Annotated in this window: 11 protein-coding genes, 2 tRNA genes and 2 rRNA genes; 8 read left to right on the top strand and 7 right to left on the bottom strand. The window is 59.1% G+C overall.

The annotated features are described in order from the left end of the window. Positions 1-18 precede the first annotated feature (18 nt). The 3 genes from BTN82_RS20215 to msuE all read right to left on the bottom strand — a co-directional run bounded on the left by BTN82_RS20215 (position 19) and on the right by msuE (position 3,095). Positions 19-1,206 (bottom strand): acyl-CoA dehydrogenase family protein, encoded by a 1,188-nt coding sequence (locus BTN82_RS20215; RefSeq protein ID WP_075120883.1) that lies wholly within the window; start codon positions 1,204-1,206, stop codon positions 19-21. Between the two features lie 164 nt (positions 1,207-1,370). Further along, entirely contained in the window at positions 1,371-2,522 is a 1,152-nt protein-coding gene (gene ssuD / locus BTN82_RS20210; protein WP_075120882.1) for an FMNH2-dependent alkanesulfonate monooxygenase, read from the bottom strand. Between the two features lie 9 nt (positions 2,523-2,531). Then, positions 2,532-3,095: an FMN reductase gene (msuE, locus tag BTN82_RS20205; protein WP_075120881.1), complete on the bottom strand. Its 564-nt coding sequence runs from the start codon at positions 3,093-3,095 to the stop codon at positions 2,532-2,534. A gap of 401 nt (positions 3,096-3,496) precedes the next feature. Between msuE and BTN82_RS20200 the strand changes: the two genes are divergently transcribed. The 3 genes from BTN82_RS20200 to BTN82_RS20190 all read left to right on the top strand — a co-directional run bounded on the left by BTN82_RS20200 (position 3,497) and on the right by BTN82_RS20190 (position 7,121). Continuing rightward, on the top strand, positions 3,497-3,766 hold the full coding sequence (locus tag BTN82_RS20200) for a hypothetical protein (RefSeq protein ID WP_075120880.1): 270 nt from the start codon (positions 3,497-3,499) through the stop codon (positions 3,764-3,766). A gap of 320 nt (positions 3,767-4,086) precedes the next feature. Beyond that, positions 4,087-5,256: an aminotransferase class V-fold PLP-dependent enzyme gene (locus BTN82_RS20195; RefSeq protein ID WP_075120879.1), complete on the top strand. Its 1,170-nt coding sequence runs from the start codon at positions 4,087-4,089 to the stop codon at positions 5,254-5,256. A gap of 56 nt (positions 5,257-5,312) precedes the next feature. Then, complete coding sequence (locus BTN82_RS20190; protein ID WP_075120878.1) at positions 5,313-7,121, top strand: aminopeptidase P family protein; 1,809 nt, start codon at positions 5,313-5,315, stop codon at positions 7,119-7,121. Positions 7,122-7,189: 68 nt separating this feature from the next. On the opposite strand, the gene BTN82_RS20185 is transcribed toward BTN82_RS20190, so the two are convergent. Both BTN82_RS20185 and BTN82_RS20180 read right to left on the bottom strand, forming a co-directional pair. Then, complete coding sequence (locus tag BTN82_RS20185; protein WP_075120877.1) at positions 7,190-7,780, bottom strand: 2-hydroxychromene-2-carboxylate isomerase; 591 nt, start codon at positions 7,778-7,780, stop codon at positions 7,190-7,192. Between the two features lie 46 nt (positions 7,781-7,826). Further along, positions 7,827-8,567 (bottom strand): SDR family oxidoreductase, encoded by a 741-nt coding sequence (locus BTN82_RS20180; protein ID WP_075120876.1) that lies wholly within the window; start codon positions 8,565-8,567, stop codon positions 7,827-7,829. A 93-nt stretch (positions 8,568-8,660) separates the two neighbouring features. Here BTN82_RS20180 and BTN82_RS20175 point away from each other — a divergent pair, with 93 nt between their 5' ends. After that, entirely contained in the window at positions 8,661-9,230 is a 570-nt protein-coding gene (locus tag BTN82_RS20175; RefSeq protein WP_075120875.1) for a TetR/AcrR family transcriptional regulator, read from the top strand. A gap of 11 nt (positions 9,231-9,241) precedes the next feature. On the opposite strand, the gene BTN82_RS20170 is transcribed toward BTN82_RS20175, so the two are convergent. Both BTN82_RS20170 and rhtA read right to left on the bottom strand, forming a co-directional pair. After that, complete coding sequence (locus tag BTN82_RS20170; protein WP_075120874.1) at positions 9,242-9,523, bottom strand: hypothetical protein; 282 nt, start codon at positions 9,521-9,523, stop codon at positions 9,242-9,244. A 171-nt stretch (positions 9,524-9,694) separates the two neighbouring features. Next, on the bottom strand, positions 9,695-10,582 hold the full coding sequence (gene rhtA, locus BTN82_RS20165) for a threonine/homoserine exporter RhtA (RefSeq protein ID WP_075120873.1): 888 nt from the start codon (positions 10,580-10,582) through the stop codon (positions 9,695-9,697). Between the two features lie 705 nt (positions 10,583-11,287). Here rhtA and BTN82_RS20155 point away from each other — a divergent pair. The 4 genes from BTN82_RS20155 to BTN82_RS20140 all read left to right on the top strand — a co-directional run. Beyond that, positions 11,288-12,824 (top strand): 16S ribosomal RNA (locus BTN82_RS20155). A gap of 123 nt (positions 12,825-12,947) precedes the next feature. Continuing rightward, positions 12,948-13,024: transfer RNA gene (locus BTN82_RS20150), tRNA-Ile, on the top strand. 10 nt (positions 13,025-13,034) lie between these two features. Beyond that, a tRNA-Ala gene (locus BTN82_RS20145) sits at positions 13,035-13,110 on the top strand. Between the two features lie 233 nt (positions 13,111-13,343). Next, a 23S ribosomal RNA gene (locus BTN82_RS20140) occupies positions 13,344-15,092 on the top strand; the annotation flags it as partial.

Raw genomic sequence — 15,092 nt, 5'->3', positions numbered from 1 at the left:
GGCTCCGGGAACGGAAGGCTAGGAATAGAAAGTCGGGGTCGGCAGGGACTGGTTCAGCGCCCAGTCGCCCAGCTCGTGGAGCTTGTAATCCACCGGGTCGTGCAGGGTTTGCGTGCGCAGGTTGCGCCAGTGCCGGTCCAGGCGCAGCGAGGCGTGGGTCGAGCGGGCGCCGGTGACCTCGAACAGACGGCTGCACAGCTCCAGGCCCTGGCGCGTGGTCGCGACCTTGGCGGTGGCGATGGCGGTCGCCAGGTGCCCGCGCTCCTCGGCGCTCAGGTTCGGCCCCTTGGCCCAGGCCTTGTCCAGCAGATCGGCGGCCCTTTCCACCAACAGCCGCATGCCTTCCAGGGCCACCCAGAAATCGCCGTAATGGCCCAGCACATAAGGGTCCTGATACGCCTCCTGGGCGCTGGATTTATGCCAGGGCCGGGTTTCGGTGAGGGTGTAGTGGCGGGCTTCTTCGAAGGCGCCTTCGGCGATGCCGAGGAACATATGGGTGAAGGTCAGCTGGGCGATCAGCGGGCGCAGGCAGGCGAACGGCGTGCTCAGCGGGCCCGGGTCGAGCAGCAGTTCCGATTCCTCGACCCGCACCCGTTCGAAGCTGGCGCTGCCGCTGTCGGTCTGGCGCTGGCCCATGTTGTTCCAGTCGTTGTGCAGGGTGATGCCGCTGCGGCCGCTGGGGATGGCGGCGATCAACAGCTTGCCGCCGTTGCTTTCTTCGACCGCCGAGGCGATGAGCATTTCCGAATCGCTGGCGCCGGAGCAGAAACTCTTCTTGCCGGAAAACTCGCGCCAGCCGCCGAGGTTCTTCACCACGGTGCGGGTGTCCAGCGGGTTGAGGGCGTTGCCCCAGAACCAGTTCTTGCGCGCGGTCTGCTCGAACCAGGGCTGCCATTGTTCGGGGCGGGCGAACAGGCGCACGGTGGCCAGCATCAGGTGATGGAAACCGAAGACGTGGGCGATGGAGCTGTCGACCTTGGCGAACTCGCGGACGATGTTCAGGGTTTCGCTCCAACTGGCGCCGAGGCCGCCGTACTGGCTGGGGATGCTCAAGGCCAATAGCCCGCTCTGGCGCAGGGCGTCGCGCTGGGCTTTCGGGGTGCCGCCGCGTTCGTCGCGTTCGACGGCGGTCAGGGCAAACTCGGCCGCCAGTTGGCGGGCGGTGTGCAAGGGGGACAGCAGGGCGCTTTGCGGCTTGGCGGTCACGCGGTGTTCCTCGTTCGGGGCCGGTTGGCGGCCGTGAAATCGGTGGGGCTGGTTGGACGAGCGCGGGGCGCTCGATCGCGAGCAAGCTCGCTCCTACAAGGGACTGGGTGCTTTTTGTAGGAGCGAGCGTGCTCGCGATGGCGGGCTATCTGGCGACCAAACCCTCAAGCCCCCGCCGCTTTTTTGCCCGGCAGCACGTCGTTGGCGATCATTTCGCCGAACGGCCCGGTGAGGTTGGTGACGCCGCGCCCGGCCAGGCTGGCGTAGGGTTCCGGCAGCAGCGGGAACACCAGTTCGGCGAAGCGATAGGCCTCTTCCAGATGCGGGTAGCCGGAGAAAATGAAGCTCTCGATCCCCAGGTCCGCGTACTCCTTGATCCGCGCCGCCACTTGCTCGGGGTTGCCCACCAGCGCGGTGCCGGCGCCGCCGCGCACCAGGCCGACGCCGGCCCAGAGGTTGGGGGCGATTTCCAGGTTGTCGCGACGTCCGTCGTGCAAGGCCGCCATACGGCGCTGGCCTTCGGAGTCGAAACGCGAGAAGGATTGCTGCGCGGCGGCGATGGTTTCGTCGCTGATGTGTTCGATCAGCTTGTCCGCGGCCTTCCAGGCTTCTTCCGCGGTTTCGCGCACGATCACATGCAGGCGGATACCGAATTTCACCGTGCGGCCATGGCGGGCGGCGCGCTCGCGTACATCGGCGAGTTTCGCGGCAACCGCGGCCGGCGGCTCGCCCCAGGTCAGGTAGACGTCCACCTGCTCGGCGGCGAGGTCATGGGCAGCGTCCGACGAGCCGCCGAAATACAGCGGCGGGTAGGGCTTCTGTACCGGCGGGTACAGCGCCTTGGCGTTCTGTACTTGCAAGTGCTTGCCCGCGAAGTCCACGGCTTCGCCTTGCAGCACCCGGCGCCAGATCCGCAGGAACTCGTCGGTGACTTCGTAGCGCTCGCTGTGGCTGAGGAAGCTGCCGTCGCCGCGGTTTTCGTCGGGGTCGCCGCCGGTCACCACGTTGATCAGCAAGCGGCCGTTGGACAGCCGGTCGAGGGTCGCGGCCATGCGCGCCGAGACGGTCGGCGAAATGATCCCCGGACGGATCGCCACCAGGTAGCGCAGGCGTTCGGTCAGTGGTACCAGCGCCGAGGCGATCACCCAGGAGTCTTCGCACGAGCGCCCGGTGGGGATCAGTACGCCGTGGTAACCCAGGCTGTCCGCGGCCTGGGCCACTTGCTTGAGGTAGTTGAGGGTGACCGGGCGCGCGCCCTGGGTGGTGCCCAGGTAATGGCCGTCGCCGTGGGTCGGAAGAAACCAGAACACATCCATGACAGGTCCTTAAGCGATTTTCAGCAGGTTGGTCGGGCGCGCGCCGAACAGCGGCGCGGCACGTTCTGCCGCCAGTTGAATGCGGGCCTTCAAGGGCTCGCTGGTTATCTGGTAGTTGGCGAAGTCGGCTTCGGTGGCGTAGACGCCGATCGGCAGGGTCATCGCCTGGAAGAAGCTGAACAGCGGCCGCAACTGGTGATCCAGCACCAGGGCGTGTCGCTCGCTGCCGCCGGTGGCGGCCAGTAGCACCGGGGTGTCGATCAGCGCGTTGAGGTCGATCAGGTCGAACAGGTGCTTGAGCAGGCCCGGGTAGGAGCCGCGATACACGGGCGCCGCGACGATCAGCAGGTCGGCGCTTTCGATGGCCTGCAACTCGGCCTCGACCTGGGCGGGCAGTTCCTGGCGGGATAGGGCCGCGCCGAGCGGGCGAGCGATGTCACCCAGCTCGATGAGCCTGCTCTCGATCGGCAATTGCTCGCTCAGTTCGGCGAGCAGGGCCTGGGTCAGCACCAGGGTGCGCGACGGGCGCCAGGTTCCACCGGACAGGGCAACGACTTTCAACGGACGCGACATGATCAGTTCCTTTCTTGAGCGGGGCTCAACGAGCAGTGAGTAGTCCCAGGGCTTGAGCAAGAGCTGTACCAGCTGCGCCAAGCCTTTGCCGACGGGGCCTGTGGCGTTTTAGCGGGCGGCGGCTGTTGTTGCCGGGGCACTGTTTTGTTGATCGACTGTTGCCTGGCGAACAGTTGCCCAGGCAACAGCGGGTGAGGCGATGGGCCTGTTATAAAGGCTTGGAGATATTCCTAAAAAATACTTTATTTCCATATTTATAGGTCTTTAAGGAATATGAGGGGCGGTCGTGGGGCGTGATAGGGACAATCGATAGCCACTATCGAGCGTGATGATTTCTGTCCTGGGAAGGGCGTCGGTAGCCTGTGTCCATTGCCTCGCAGCCCAGATCCAGGAGCCTTTCCATGCACCGTTCGATTGTCCTCGCCATGCTTGTCGCCACTGCGGTCCTGGCCGGTTGTGCCAGCCGTCCGGGTCCGGAATCGCGCCCCTACACCGCCGAAGAAACCCACGAGTTGGCGATGGAAGCGCTGAACCGGCGCGGGCTGTCTTTCGACGAATACCAGCAGAAGAAGGCCGAGTTGCTCGGGGTTCCGCAACGGGCTTTCGGTTTCGACCAGCAGGGTGAAATGAATGCCGAACAGAGCGTGATCCTGCATGGCCGGGCCAGTTGATCGGCTGATTCGCCACAGGCTTGTCCCCAAGCTCTGAGAGGCCGCAAGCCGCAGGCGGCACAACCTTGCGGTGTTTTTCCCAGCCTTGGCCGTTGTTCTTCGGCCGCTTGGCCGAACCTTGCTTAACCCGGCTCCCGGAGCCTGTTAAGCTGCTTCGCGGGAGCGTTCCTACGCACTTTTAAATGAAGTTGTCCTTCTTTAACTGCATCCGATCGGGTATTGCTGACGGTCTGCCGTTCTTGCGTCGTCATCAGGCACGCACCGGCGTTCGGCACCGAGCGAACCTTGATCCTGGAACAGGCTCTGCGAGTATTTTTGCGATGAATAAACGTCCTCTGTATTTCGACTACGCCGCCACCACACCGGTGGATGAGCGAGTCATCCAGGTGATGGTGGAATGCCTGGGGTTCAACGGTAATTTCGGCAATCCGGCGTCCAGTTCCCACGCCTTCGGCCAAGAGGCGCGACGTAGCGTCGAGCTGGCGCGGCAGCAGGTCGCGCAACTGGTGGGCGCGGCCCCCGAGCAGATCGTCTGGACCTCCGGCGCCACCGAATCCAACAACCTGGCGCTCAAGGGCGTGGCCCAGGCGCGGGGCGTGTCCGGTGGACACATCATCACCAGCCAGATCGAACACAAGGCCATTCTCGATACCGCCAGCCAGCTGCAGGCGGCCGGCGTGGCAGTGACTTACCTGGTGCCGGACAGCGCTGGGCTGATCACGCCCGAAGCGGTTAGCGAAGCCCTGCGCGACGATACTTTCCTGGTGTCTCTGATGCTGGTCAATAACGAACTGGGTACGCTCAACGACATTCCGGGCATCGGACGCGTGGTGCGCGAGCGCGGTGCGTTGCTGCATGTCGATGCGGCCCAGGGCGCGGGCAAGGTAGCGATCGACCTGGCGCACTGGCCGGTGGACCTGATGTCCTTTTCCGCCCACAAGATCTACGGCCCCAAGGGTATCGGTGCGCTGTATGTCGGTCCGCGCGCGCAGCAACGCCTGCTGGCGCAGATCCACGGCGGTGGCCATGAAGGTGGCTTGCGTTCCGGGACGCTCGCGACCCATCAGATCGCCGCCATGGGCGCCGCCTTTGCCCTGGCTGCCGAACATTTCGATGAAGAGGCCGCGACCATCGCGCGTCTGCGCGAGCGCCTGCTCGAACAATTGGCCGATGTGCCGGGGTTGCGCCTCAATGGCAGCCCGGCCCAGCGCATCCCTCACACCTTGAGCCTGACGTTCGCCGAGGGTGAGTTCAATCCGGCGGCCTTGAGCGCCTCCATCGCGTTTTCCGAGACCTCGGCCTGCAACTCGGCGAGCAACGCGCCGTCCCATGTGCTGCTGGCGCTGGGGCTGGACGCCCGAGCGGCCGGCCGGACCATTCGCCTGAGCCTGGGGCGTTTCACCACCGAGCAGGACATCGATCAAGCCGTACGGCTGATCAAGGCTTCATCCGCCAGTGCACCGGCGTTCTGGGCGGTTGCCCAACCCTGAGGGCCGATGCCCTCGGTATCCAATAACAATGATTGACCTGGTTAGCAGGAGACACAATGAGTATGCAGCCCTTGACCAATGGAGTGGTCCCCCAGCGCCTGGCGCGCACCCGTGAACGGATGAGCCGCGAGGGCATTCATGCCTTGCTGGTGCCGTCGGCCGACCCGCACTTATCGGAATACTTGCCCGGTTACTGGCAAGGCCGGCAGTGGCTGTCGGGCTTTCACGGTTCGGTCGGTACCCTGATCGTCACAGCGGATTTCGCCGGGGTCTGGGCCGATAGCCGGTACTGGGAACAGGCGACGAAGGAACTCCACGGCAGCGGCATCGAGTTGGTCAAACTGCTGCCGGGGCAGCCCGGACCGCTGGACTGGCTGGCCGAGCAGACCCCGGAAGGTGGCGTGGTCGCGGTCGACGGCGCGGTGATGGCGGTGGCTTCGGCACGGACCCTGGGCAACAAGCTGCAGGAGCGTGGCGCGCGCCTGCGTACCGATATCGATCTGTTGAACGAAGTCTGGAGCGATCGCCCGAGCCTGCCGAACCAGCCGATCTATCAGCACTTGCCGCCCCAGGCCACGGTCAGTCGGGTCGAGAAACTCGGCACGCTGCGCGAAACCCTGAAGGCGCGAGGCGCGGACTGGCATTTCATCGCCACCCTTGACGACATCGCCTGGCTGTTCAACCTGCGTGGCGGCGACGTCTCGTTCAATCCGGTATTCGTCTCCTTCGCCCTGATCAGCCAGCAACAGGCGACGCTGTTCGTGGCCCTGAGCAAGGTCGATGCGGCATTGCGCGCGGTACTGGAACAGGACGGCGTCACCCTGCGCGACTACAGCGAAGTGGCCACGGCCCTGAGCGCAATCGCCGACGGCAGCAGCCTGCTGGTCGATCCGGCGCGGGTCACCGCCGGTTTGCTGGACAACCTCGGCAGCGGCGTGAAGCTGCTCGAAGGGCTGAACCCGACCACCCTGGCCAAGTCGCAGAAAAGCCTGGCCGACGCCGAGCATATCCGTCAGGCCATGGAGCAGGACGGTGCGGCGCTCTGCGAGTTCTTTGCCTGGCTGGAGTCGGCCTGGGGGCGGCAGCGCATTACCGAGTTGACCATCGACGAGCATCTGACCGCGGCGCGGACCCGGCGCCCTGGTTATGTCTCCCTGAGCTTCAACACCATCGCCGCGTTCAACGCCAACGGCGCGATGCCGCATTACCACGCCACCGAAGAAGAGCACGCGGTGATCGAGGGCGACGGCCTGCTGCTGATCGACTCTGGCGGCCAATACCTGGGCGGCACCACGGACATCACCCGGATGGTCCCGGTCGGCACTCCGAGCGCTGAACAGAAGCGCGATTGCACGCGGGTGCTCAAGGGCGTGATCGCCTTGTCCCGGGCGCAGTTCCCGCGGGGCATCCTGTCGCCGCTGCTGGACGCTATCGCCCGGGCGCCGATCTGGGGCGACGGCGTCGACTATGGGCATGGCACCGGCCACGGCGTGGGGTATTTCCTCAATGTCCACGAAGGTCCGCAAGTCATCGCCTATCAGGCCGCGCCGGCGCCGCAAACCGCCATGCAGCCAGGGATGATCACTTCGATCGAGCCGGGTACCTATCGTCCAGGGCGTTGGGGCGTGCGTATTGAGAACCTGGCCATGAACCGTGAAGCGGGCACTACCGAGTTCGGCGAGTTCCTCAAGTTCGAAACCCTGACCCTGTGCCCGATCGATAGCCGTTGCCTGGAACCGTCGCTGTTGACTCAGGAGGAGCGTGAGTGGCTTAACGCCTATCACGCCGAAGTGCGTCGGCGCCTGGGGCCGCTGTTGCAGGGTGCGGCGCTGGAGTGGTTGAACACCCGTACTGCCGCCCTCTGAACACGACTCGCGCCGCCAACTCAGTGTTGGCGGTGCGAGCCGTTGCTTGTCGTGCCTTGCGCTTGGGTTCAGCTCAAGGCTTCAAGGACAAAGTCCAGGCGATCCTGGCCGAAGAACAACTGGTTATCGACGAACATGCTTGGCGCGCCGAATACGCCGCGTTGCAAGGCTTGTTCGGTTTTGTCCTTGAGGGTGTTCTTGACCTCTTCATCGTTGGTCAGTGCCAACACCTCCAGCGGATCGAATCCCCCCTCACTGAGTACCGCCGCAACGGTGGCTTGATCGTTCAGGTTGCGTTTGTCGACCCAGAGCGCACGGAACAGGCAGTCGATAAAGGCGACAAACCGCTGTGGATGCCGTAGCTGCATGCCGGTCACCGCACGCATCAGCAACAGGGTGTTGATCGGGAAGTGCGGGTTGAATGCCAGCGGCACCTCATAACGTCTCGCATAACGTGCCAGGTCTTGAAGCATGTAGCGCCCCTTGGCGGGGATGCTGATCGGCGAGGCGTTACCAGTAACCTTGAACACCCCACCGAGCAACATGGGTTGATAAACCAGTTGGCTGCCCGTCTGGGCGCAGATCTTCGGCAGTTGGGTATAGGCCAGGTAAGAGGTCGGGCTGCCCAGGTCGAAAAAGAACTCGACGGTTTTACTCATCGGTGATGCTCCCTTTTTGTTGTTATGAAAGGAGAGGAGGAGGGGCTTACCAGCGTTCGTTCCAGGGCCGCAGATCGAGTTCGAAGGTCCAGGCGTCCCGTGGCTGGCTGTACAGGTGCCAATAGTTGTCGGCGATATGCTCGGGATTGAGGATGCCGTCCTCAGCTTTGAGCGCGTATTTTTCTGGGAAGTTGCTGCGGATGAAGTCGGTGTCGATGGCGCCGTCGACCACCACGTGAGCCACGTGAATATTCATTGGCCCCAACTCCCGCGCCATGCTCTGGGCGAGGGCGCGAATGCCATGCTTGGCCCCGGCGAAGGCGGCAAACCCGGCAGCGCCACGCAAGCCAGCGGTGGCTCCGGTAAACAGAATGGTCCCGCGTTTACGGGTGACCATGCGTTTGGCCACTTCTCGTGCATTGAGGAAGCCTGAGAAACAGGCCATTTCCCAGATCTTGAAATACTTACGCGCGGTTTCTTCGAGGATGCTGCACGGCACGTTGGCACCGATGTTGAACACCAGGGCTTCGATCGGTCCGATCTCGTTCTCGATCTGTTCGATCAAGGCAATCACTTCTTCCTCTTTTCGAGCGTCGCAGGCAAAGCCGTGGGCTTCGCCTCCCGATTGCTGGATCGTCTCTACCAGTGGTTGCAGCTTCTCTGCACTGCGCCGGGTAACGCAGGCGACGAAACCTTCTTGGGCAAAACGCTTGGCGATTGCGCTGCCTGTGGCATCGCCGGCGCCGACGACCAAAACGACTTTCTTGTTATCTATGGCTGTAGTCATGCTGGATTCGCTCTATGGGTAAACGATCGTTAACTAAACGAACGTTATGCTACGATTCGCCGAGCGTCAAGCTAAGTAAAGAAGAGGAAAGCCATGCGTTATTCAGCCAACCACAAGCAGGAAACTCGGGAGCGATTGCTGCAGAGCAGCGCGGTGTCGGCCAAGAAAGAAGGGTTTTCGACTGTGGGGGTCGATGGCTTGATGAAGGCGATCGGGCTCAGCGGAGGGGCGTTCTACAGTCATTTCTCATCCAAGGATGAGCTGTTTGGTTCGATTGTCGAGCGAGAGTTGAGGCAGAGCCTTGAGCGCCTGGGGGCTGATGGCGAGCAAAGTCGGCTGCGACTGGAGCGCTGTCTCAAGCGCTATTTGAGCATGGCCCACGTCGAGAGCCCTGAAACAGGTTGCGTGCTGCCGACCCTGGGGGCGGAGATTTCGCGAGCGGATGAAGCGATTCGGCAGCAGGCGGAATACTGGATTTGCCGCTTGCAGCAGAGTTGGGCGCAGACCCTGGGCAGCGATAGCCTGGCCTGGTCGATTCTGTCGCAATGTATCGGCGCGTTGGTGGTGGCGCGGATGCTGGTCAGTCAGGACATTCAGCGCCAGGTGCTGAAGTCGAACCATGACGAAATCGCCCGCCAACTGCCGATGCAGGATGTGCAGTAGGCAGCCACTGCCTACTTGCAGATGACGATCATGCTACGGCTGGTATAGCCGGCGGGGTTAAGGCCAAAGGGGTAATCACCCGGGTCTTCCACCGTATCGCCAGACTTGGCGATCACTTTGTAGCCTTTGGGACCACAGGATGAAGCAGCGCTGGCGTAGCATTTGTCCCAGGAAGAGGACAGGCCGGAGCAGTTGATGTGCAGGCCCTTCTTTCCGCGCTTGACCTCGGTTTTCGAAGTCGCAGCGCAACCTGCGAGGGCAAGTACGGCTAACAGAATCAAAAAACGTTTCATTCCCGTCCCTATTGCTGATCCCGGATCTGCTGCCCGAGTTCGACTGCGTTGGCTGTCACTAGTTAGCGTCTGTACGGTCCCTGTCCGAAAAGTCCTTGATTGGCGCTGAGTTACAGCGCCTAAACATGGCCTAATTGAGCAGCAAATACCAGAGCTATGTACAACCGAGAATCAATCAGCTGCTACCAGAGGTTTTGATTCGCTGCGCATGGTCATGGTTGCGCCTACCGACGCCAAGATAATGCAGCCGATGGCCGACCACTGGGCAAGGGACAGATATTCATGCAGGAACAGCAGGCCGGACAAGGCGCCGAAGGCCGGTTCGATACTCATCAGCGTGCCGAAGGTTCTCGCCGGCATTCGAGTCAGGGCGACCATTTCCAAGCTGTAGGGAAGGGCGGTGGAGAGAACGGCCACACCAAGGGCGATGGGAATCAGTGACGGCGTCAGCAAGGCCGCGCCTGCGTGCACGATACCGATAGGCGCAACGAACAAGGCCGCGATCATGACGCCCAGCGCTGCGGTCTGGATGCCGTTGTCGGCTCCGGCCTTTTGTCCGAACAGAATGTACAGCGCCCAGCAGGCACCCGCGCCTAGGGCGTAGCCGGCACCGATCAGATCGATGCCGGCGCTGGTGTCGCTGGTTGGAATCAATAGCAGCAGGCCGACGATTGCCAGGGCGATCCAGAGAAAGTCGATGGCCTTGCGCGAAGCATAGATGGCCACGGCCAGTGGGCCGGTGAACTCCAGGGCTACGGCGATTCCGAGGGGAACGCTGCGCAGCGACATATAGAAGAGGAAGTTCATCCCGCCTAGCGCCATCCCGTAGACGATGACGGTACGCAGGGACTTTGCGGTGAGCTTGGCGCGCCAGGGGCGCAGTAGAAGCAGCATGATGATGCTGGCGAAGATCAGGCGCAGTGTGGTGGTGCCTTGTGCCCCGACGATGGGGAACATGCTTTTGGCCAAGGATGCGCCGGACTGGATCGACGCCATGGCAATAAGCAGCAGTCCAACCGGGAACAAGGTCGAGGCAAGGCTGCGGGGCTGGTCATTCATGGCAAGGCATCATCCGGATCAGGGGGGGGCGGTAGGTTCGGTGCGCCGACATGATGCTCAACTAATACCGCTTGAGCAATATATTGCTCAAGGCGTTTCCTTGCTTCTATATATAGGAGCGGATTTATCTGGTTTTGCAGGTTATTGATAGAAAAGACAAATTAAGTGTTGACGGCAGATTCCAGAGGTCTATAATTCGCCCCACTTCCGGCGCAGTCGAAACGGAAAACTCCTTGAGATTCAACGAGTTACGCAGTTTTCGACAACGGTTGCGCTTCAGTTCATCGAAGCCCGAAGGAGTTGATAAGGCAGTCAGTTTTCGCCTTGTTAACGATTCGATCGTCTCGGTCGAAAGCGGAGAAAAAGAGGTGTTGACAACAGTGTGTAACGCTGTAGAATTCGCCTCCCGCTGACGAGAGATCGGAAGCGCAAGTGGTTGAAGTTGTTGAGGAAATCTTCAAAAACTTCTGAAAATAATCACTTGACAGCAAATGAGGCTGCTGTAGAATGCGCGCCTCGGTTGAGACGAAAGACTTAACCAACCGCTCTTTAACAACTGAATCAAGCAATTCGTGTGGGTGCTTGTGGAGTCAGACTGATAGTCAGAAAGATTATCAGCATCACAAGTTACTCCGCGAGAAATCAAAGATGTAACCAACGATTGCTGAGCCAAGTTTAGGGTTTTCTCAAAACCCAAAGATGTTTGAACTGAAGAGTTTGATCATGGCTCAGATTGAACGCTGGCGGCAGGCCTAACACATGCAAGTCGAGCGGTAGAGAGAAGCTTGCTTCTCTTGAGAGCGGCGGACGGGTGAGTAATGCCTAGGAATCTGCCTGGTAGTGGGGGATAACGTTCGGAAACGGACGCTAATACCGCATACGTCCTACGGGAGAAAGCAGGGGACCTTCGGGCCTTGCGCTATCAGATGAGCCTAGGTCGGATTAGCTAGTTGGTGAGGTAATGGCTCACCAAGGCGACGATCCGTAACTGGTCTGAGAGGATGATCAGTCACACTGGAACTGAGACACGGTCCAGACTCCTACGGGAGGCAGCAGTGGGGAATATTGGACAATGGGCGAAAGCCTGATCCAGCCATGCCGCGTGTGTGAAGAAGGTCTTCGGATTGTAAAGCACTTTAAGTTGGGAGGAAGGGTACTTACCTAATACGTGAGTATTTTGACGTTACCGACAGAATAAGCACCGGCTAACTCTGTGCCAGCAGCCGCGGTAATACAGAGGGTGCAAGCGTTAATCGGAATTACTGGGCGTAAAGCGCGCGTAGGTGGTTCGTTAAGTTGGATGTGAAATCCCCGGGCTCAACCTGGGAACTGCATCCAAAACTGGCGAGCTAGAGTATGGTAGAGGGTGGTGGAATTTCCTGTGTAGCGGTGAAATGCGTAGATATAGGAAGGAACACCAGTGGCGAAGGCGACCACCTGGACTGATACTGACACTGAGGTGCGAAAGCGTGGGGAGCAAACAGGATTAGATACCCTGGTAGTCCACGCCGTAAACGATGTCAACTAGCCGTTGGGAGCCTTGAGCTCTTAGTGGCGCAGCTAACGCATTAAGTTGACCGCCTGGGGAGTACGGCCGCAAGGTTAAAACTCAAATGAATTGACGGGGGCCCGCACAAGCGGTGGAGCATGTGGTTTAATTCGAAGCAACGCGAAGAACCTTACCAGGCCTTGACATCCAATGAACTTTCTAGAGATAGATTGGTGCCTTCGGGAACATTGAGACAGGTGCTGCATGGCTGTCGTCAGCTCGTGTCGTGAGATGTTGGGTTAAGTCCCGTAACGAGCGCAACCCTTGTCCTTAGTTACCAGCACGTAATGGTGGGCACTCTAAGGAGACTGCCGGTGACAAACCGGAGGAAGGTGGGGATGACGTCAAGTCATCATGGCCCTTACGGCCTGGGCTACACACGTGCTACAATGGTCGGTACAAAGGGTTGCCAAGCCGCGAGGTGGAGCTAATCCCATAAAACCGATCGTAGTCCGGATCGCAGTCTGCAACTCGACTGCGTGAAGTCGGAATCGCTAGTAATCGCGAATCAGAATGTCGCGGTGAATACGTTCCCGGGCCTTGTACACACCGCCCGTCACACCATGGGAGTGGGTTGCACCAGAAGTAGCTAGTCTAACCTTCGGGAGGACGGTTACCACGGTGTGATTCATGACTGGGGTGAAGTCGTAACAAGGTAGCCGTAGGGGAACCTGCGGCTGGATCACCTCCTTAATCGACGACATCAGCTGCTTCATAAGCTCCCACACGAATTGCTTGATTCATTGAAGAAGACGATAGAAGCAGCTTTAAGCTCCAAGCTGATAGCTCCAAGCTAACAGTTACAAGCTCGAAATTGGGTCTGTAGCTCAGTTGGTTAGAGCGCACCCCTGATAAGGGTGAGGTCGGCAGTTCGAATCTGCCCAGACCCACCAATTTTGTTATGGGGCCATAGCTCAGCTGGGAGAGCGCCTGCCTTGCACGCAGGAGGTCAGCGGTTCGATCCCGCTTGGCTCCACCATAAACTGCTTCGGAAAGCTTAGAAATGAGCATTCAAATTGAATGTTGATTTCTAGTCTTTTGATTAGATCGTTCTTTAAAAATTTGGGTATGTGATAGAAAGATAGACTGAACGTTACTTTCACTGGTAACGGATCAGGCTAAGGTAAAATTTGTGAGTTCTCTTTTAATTAAGAATGCAAATTTTCGGCGAATGTCGTCTTCATAGTATAACCAGATTGCTTGGGGTTATATGGTCAAGTGAAGAAGCGCATACGGTGGATGCCTTGGCAGTCAGAGGCGATGAAAGACGTGGTAGCCTGCGATAAGCTTCGGGGAGTCGGCAAACAGACTTTGATCCGGAGATCTCTGAATGGGGGAACCCAGCCATCATAAGATGGTTATCTTGTACTGAATACATAGGTGCAAGAGGCGAACCAGGGGAACTGAAACATCTAAGTACCCTGAGGAAAAGAAATCAACCGAGATTCCCTTAGTAGTGGCGAGCGAACGGGGACTAGCCCTTAAGTGGCTTTGAGATTAGCGGAACGCTCTGGAAAGTGCGGCCATAGTGGGTGATAGCCCTGTACGCGAAAGTCTCTTAGTCATGAAATCGAGTAGGACGGAGCACGAGAAACTTTGTCTGAATATGGGGGGACCATCCTCCAAGGCTAAATACTACTGACTGACCGATAGTGAACTAGTACCGTGAGGGAAAGGCGAAAAGAACCCCGGAGAGGGGAGTGAAATAGATCCTGAAACCGTATGCGTACAAGCAGTGGGAGCAGACTTTGTTCTGTGACTGCGTACCTTTTGTATAATGGGTCAGCGACTTATATTCAGTGGCGAGCTTAACCGAATAGGGGAGGCGTAGCGAAAGCGAGTGTTAATAGCGCGTTTAGTCGCTGGGTATAGACCCGAAACCGGGCGATCTATCCATGGGCAGGTTGAAGGTTGGGTAACACTAACTGGAGGACCGAACCGACTACCGTTGAAAAGTTAGCGGATGACCTGTGGATCGGAGTGAAAGGCTAATCAAGCTCGGAGATAGCTGGTTCTCCTCGAAAGCTATTTAGGTAGCGCCTCATGTATCACTGTAGGGGGTAGAGCACTGTTTCGGCTAGGGGGTCATCCCGACTTACCAAACCGATGCAAACTCCGAATACCTACAAGTGCCGAGCATGGGAGACACACGGCGGGTGCTAACGTCCGTCGTGAAAAGGGAAACAACCCAGACCGTCAGCTAAGGTCCCAAAGTTATGGTTAAGTGGGAAACGATGTGGGAAGGCTTAGACAGCTAGGAGGTTGGCTTAGAAGCAGCCACCCTTTAAAGAAAGCGTAATAGCTCACTAGTCGAGTCGGCCTGCGCGGAAGATGTAACGGGGCTCAAACCATACACCGAAGCTACGGGTATCACGTAAGTGATGCGGTAGAGGAGCGTTCTGTAAGCCTGTGAAGGTGAGTTGAGAAGCTTGCTGGAGGTATCAGAAGTGCGAATGCTGACATGAGTAACGACAATGGGTGTGAAAAACACCCACGCCGAAAGACCAAGGTTTCCTGCGCAACGTTAATCGACGCAGGGTTAGTCGGTCCCTAAGGCGAGGCTGAAAAGCGTAGTCGATGGAAAACAGGTTAATATTCCTGTACTTCTAGTTATTGCGATGGAGGGACGGAGAAGGCTAGGCCAGCTTGGCGTTGGTTGTCCAAGTTTAAGGTGGTAGGCTGGAATCTTAGGTAAATCCGGGGTTCTAAGGCCGAGAGCTGATGACGAGTTACCTTTTAGGTGACGAAGTGGTTGATGCCATGCTTCCAAGAAAAGCTTCTAAGCTTCAGATAACTAGGAACCGTACCCCAAACCGACACAGGTGGTTGGGTAGAGAATACCAAGGCGCTTGAGAGAACTCGGGTGAAGGAACTAGGCAAAATGGCACCGTAACTTCGGGAGAAGGTGCGCCGGTGAGGGTGAAGGACTTGCTCCGTAAGCCCATGCCGGTCGAAGATACC

This window comes from Pseudomonas chlororaphis (assembly GCF_001921865.1).
Taxonomy (GTDB): domain Bacteria; phylum Pseudomonadota; class Gammaproteobacteria; order Pseudomonadales; family Pseudomonadaceae; genus Aquipseudomonas; species Aquipseudomonas chlororaphis_D.
The sequence above is the reverse complement of the archived record's forward strand: the minus strand, read 5'-3'. Positions and strand labels throughout refer to the sequence as shown.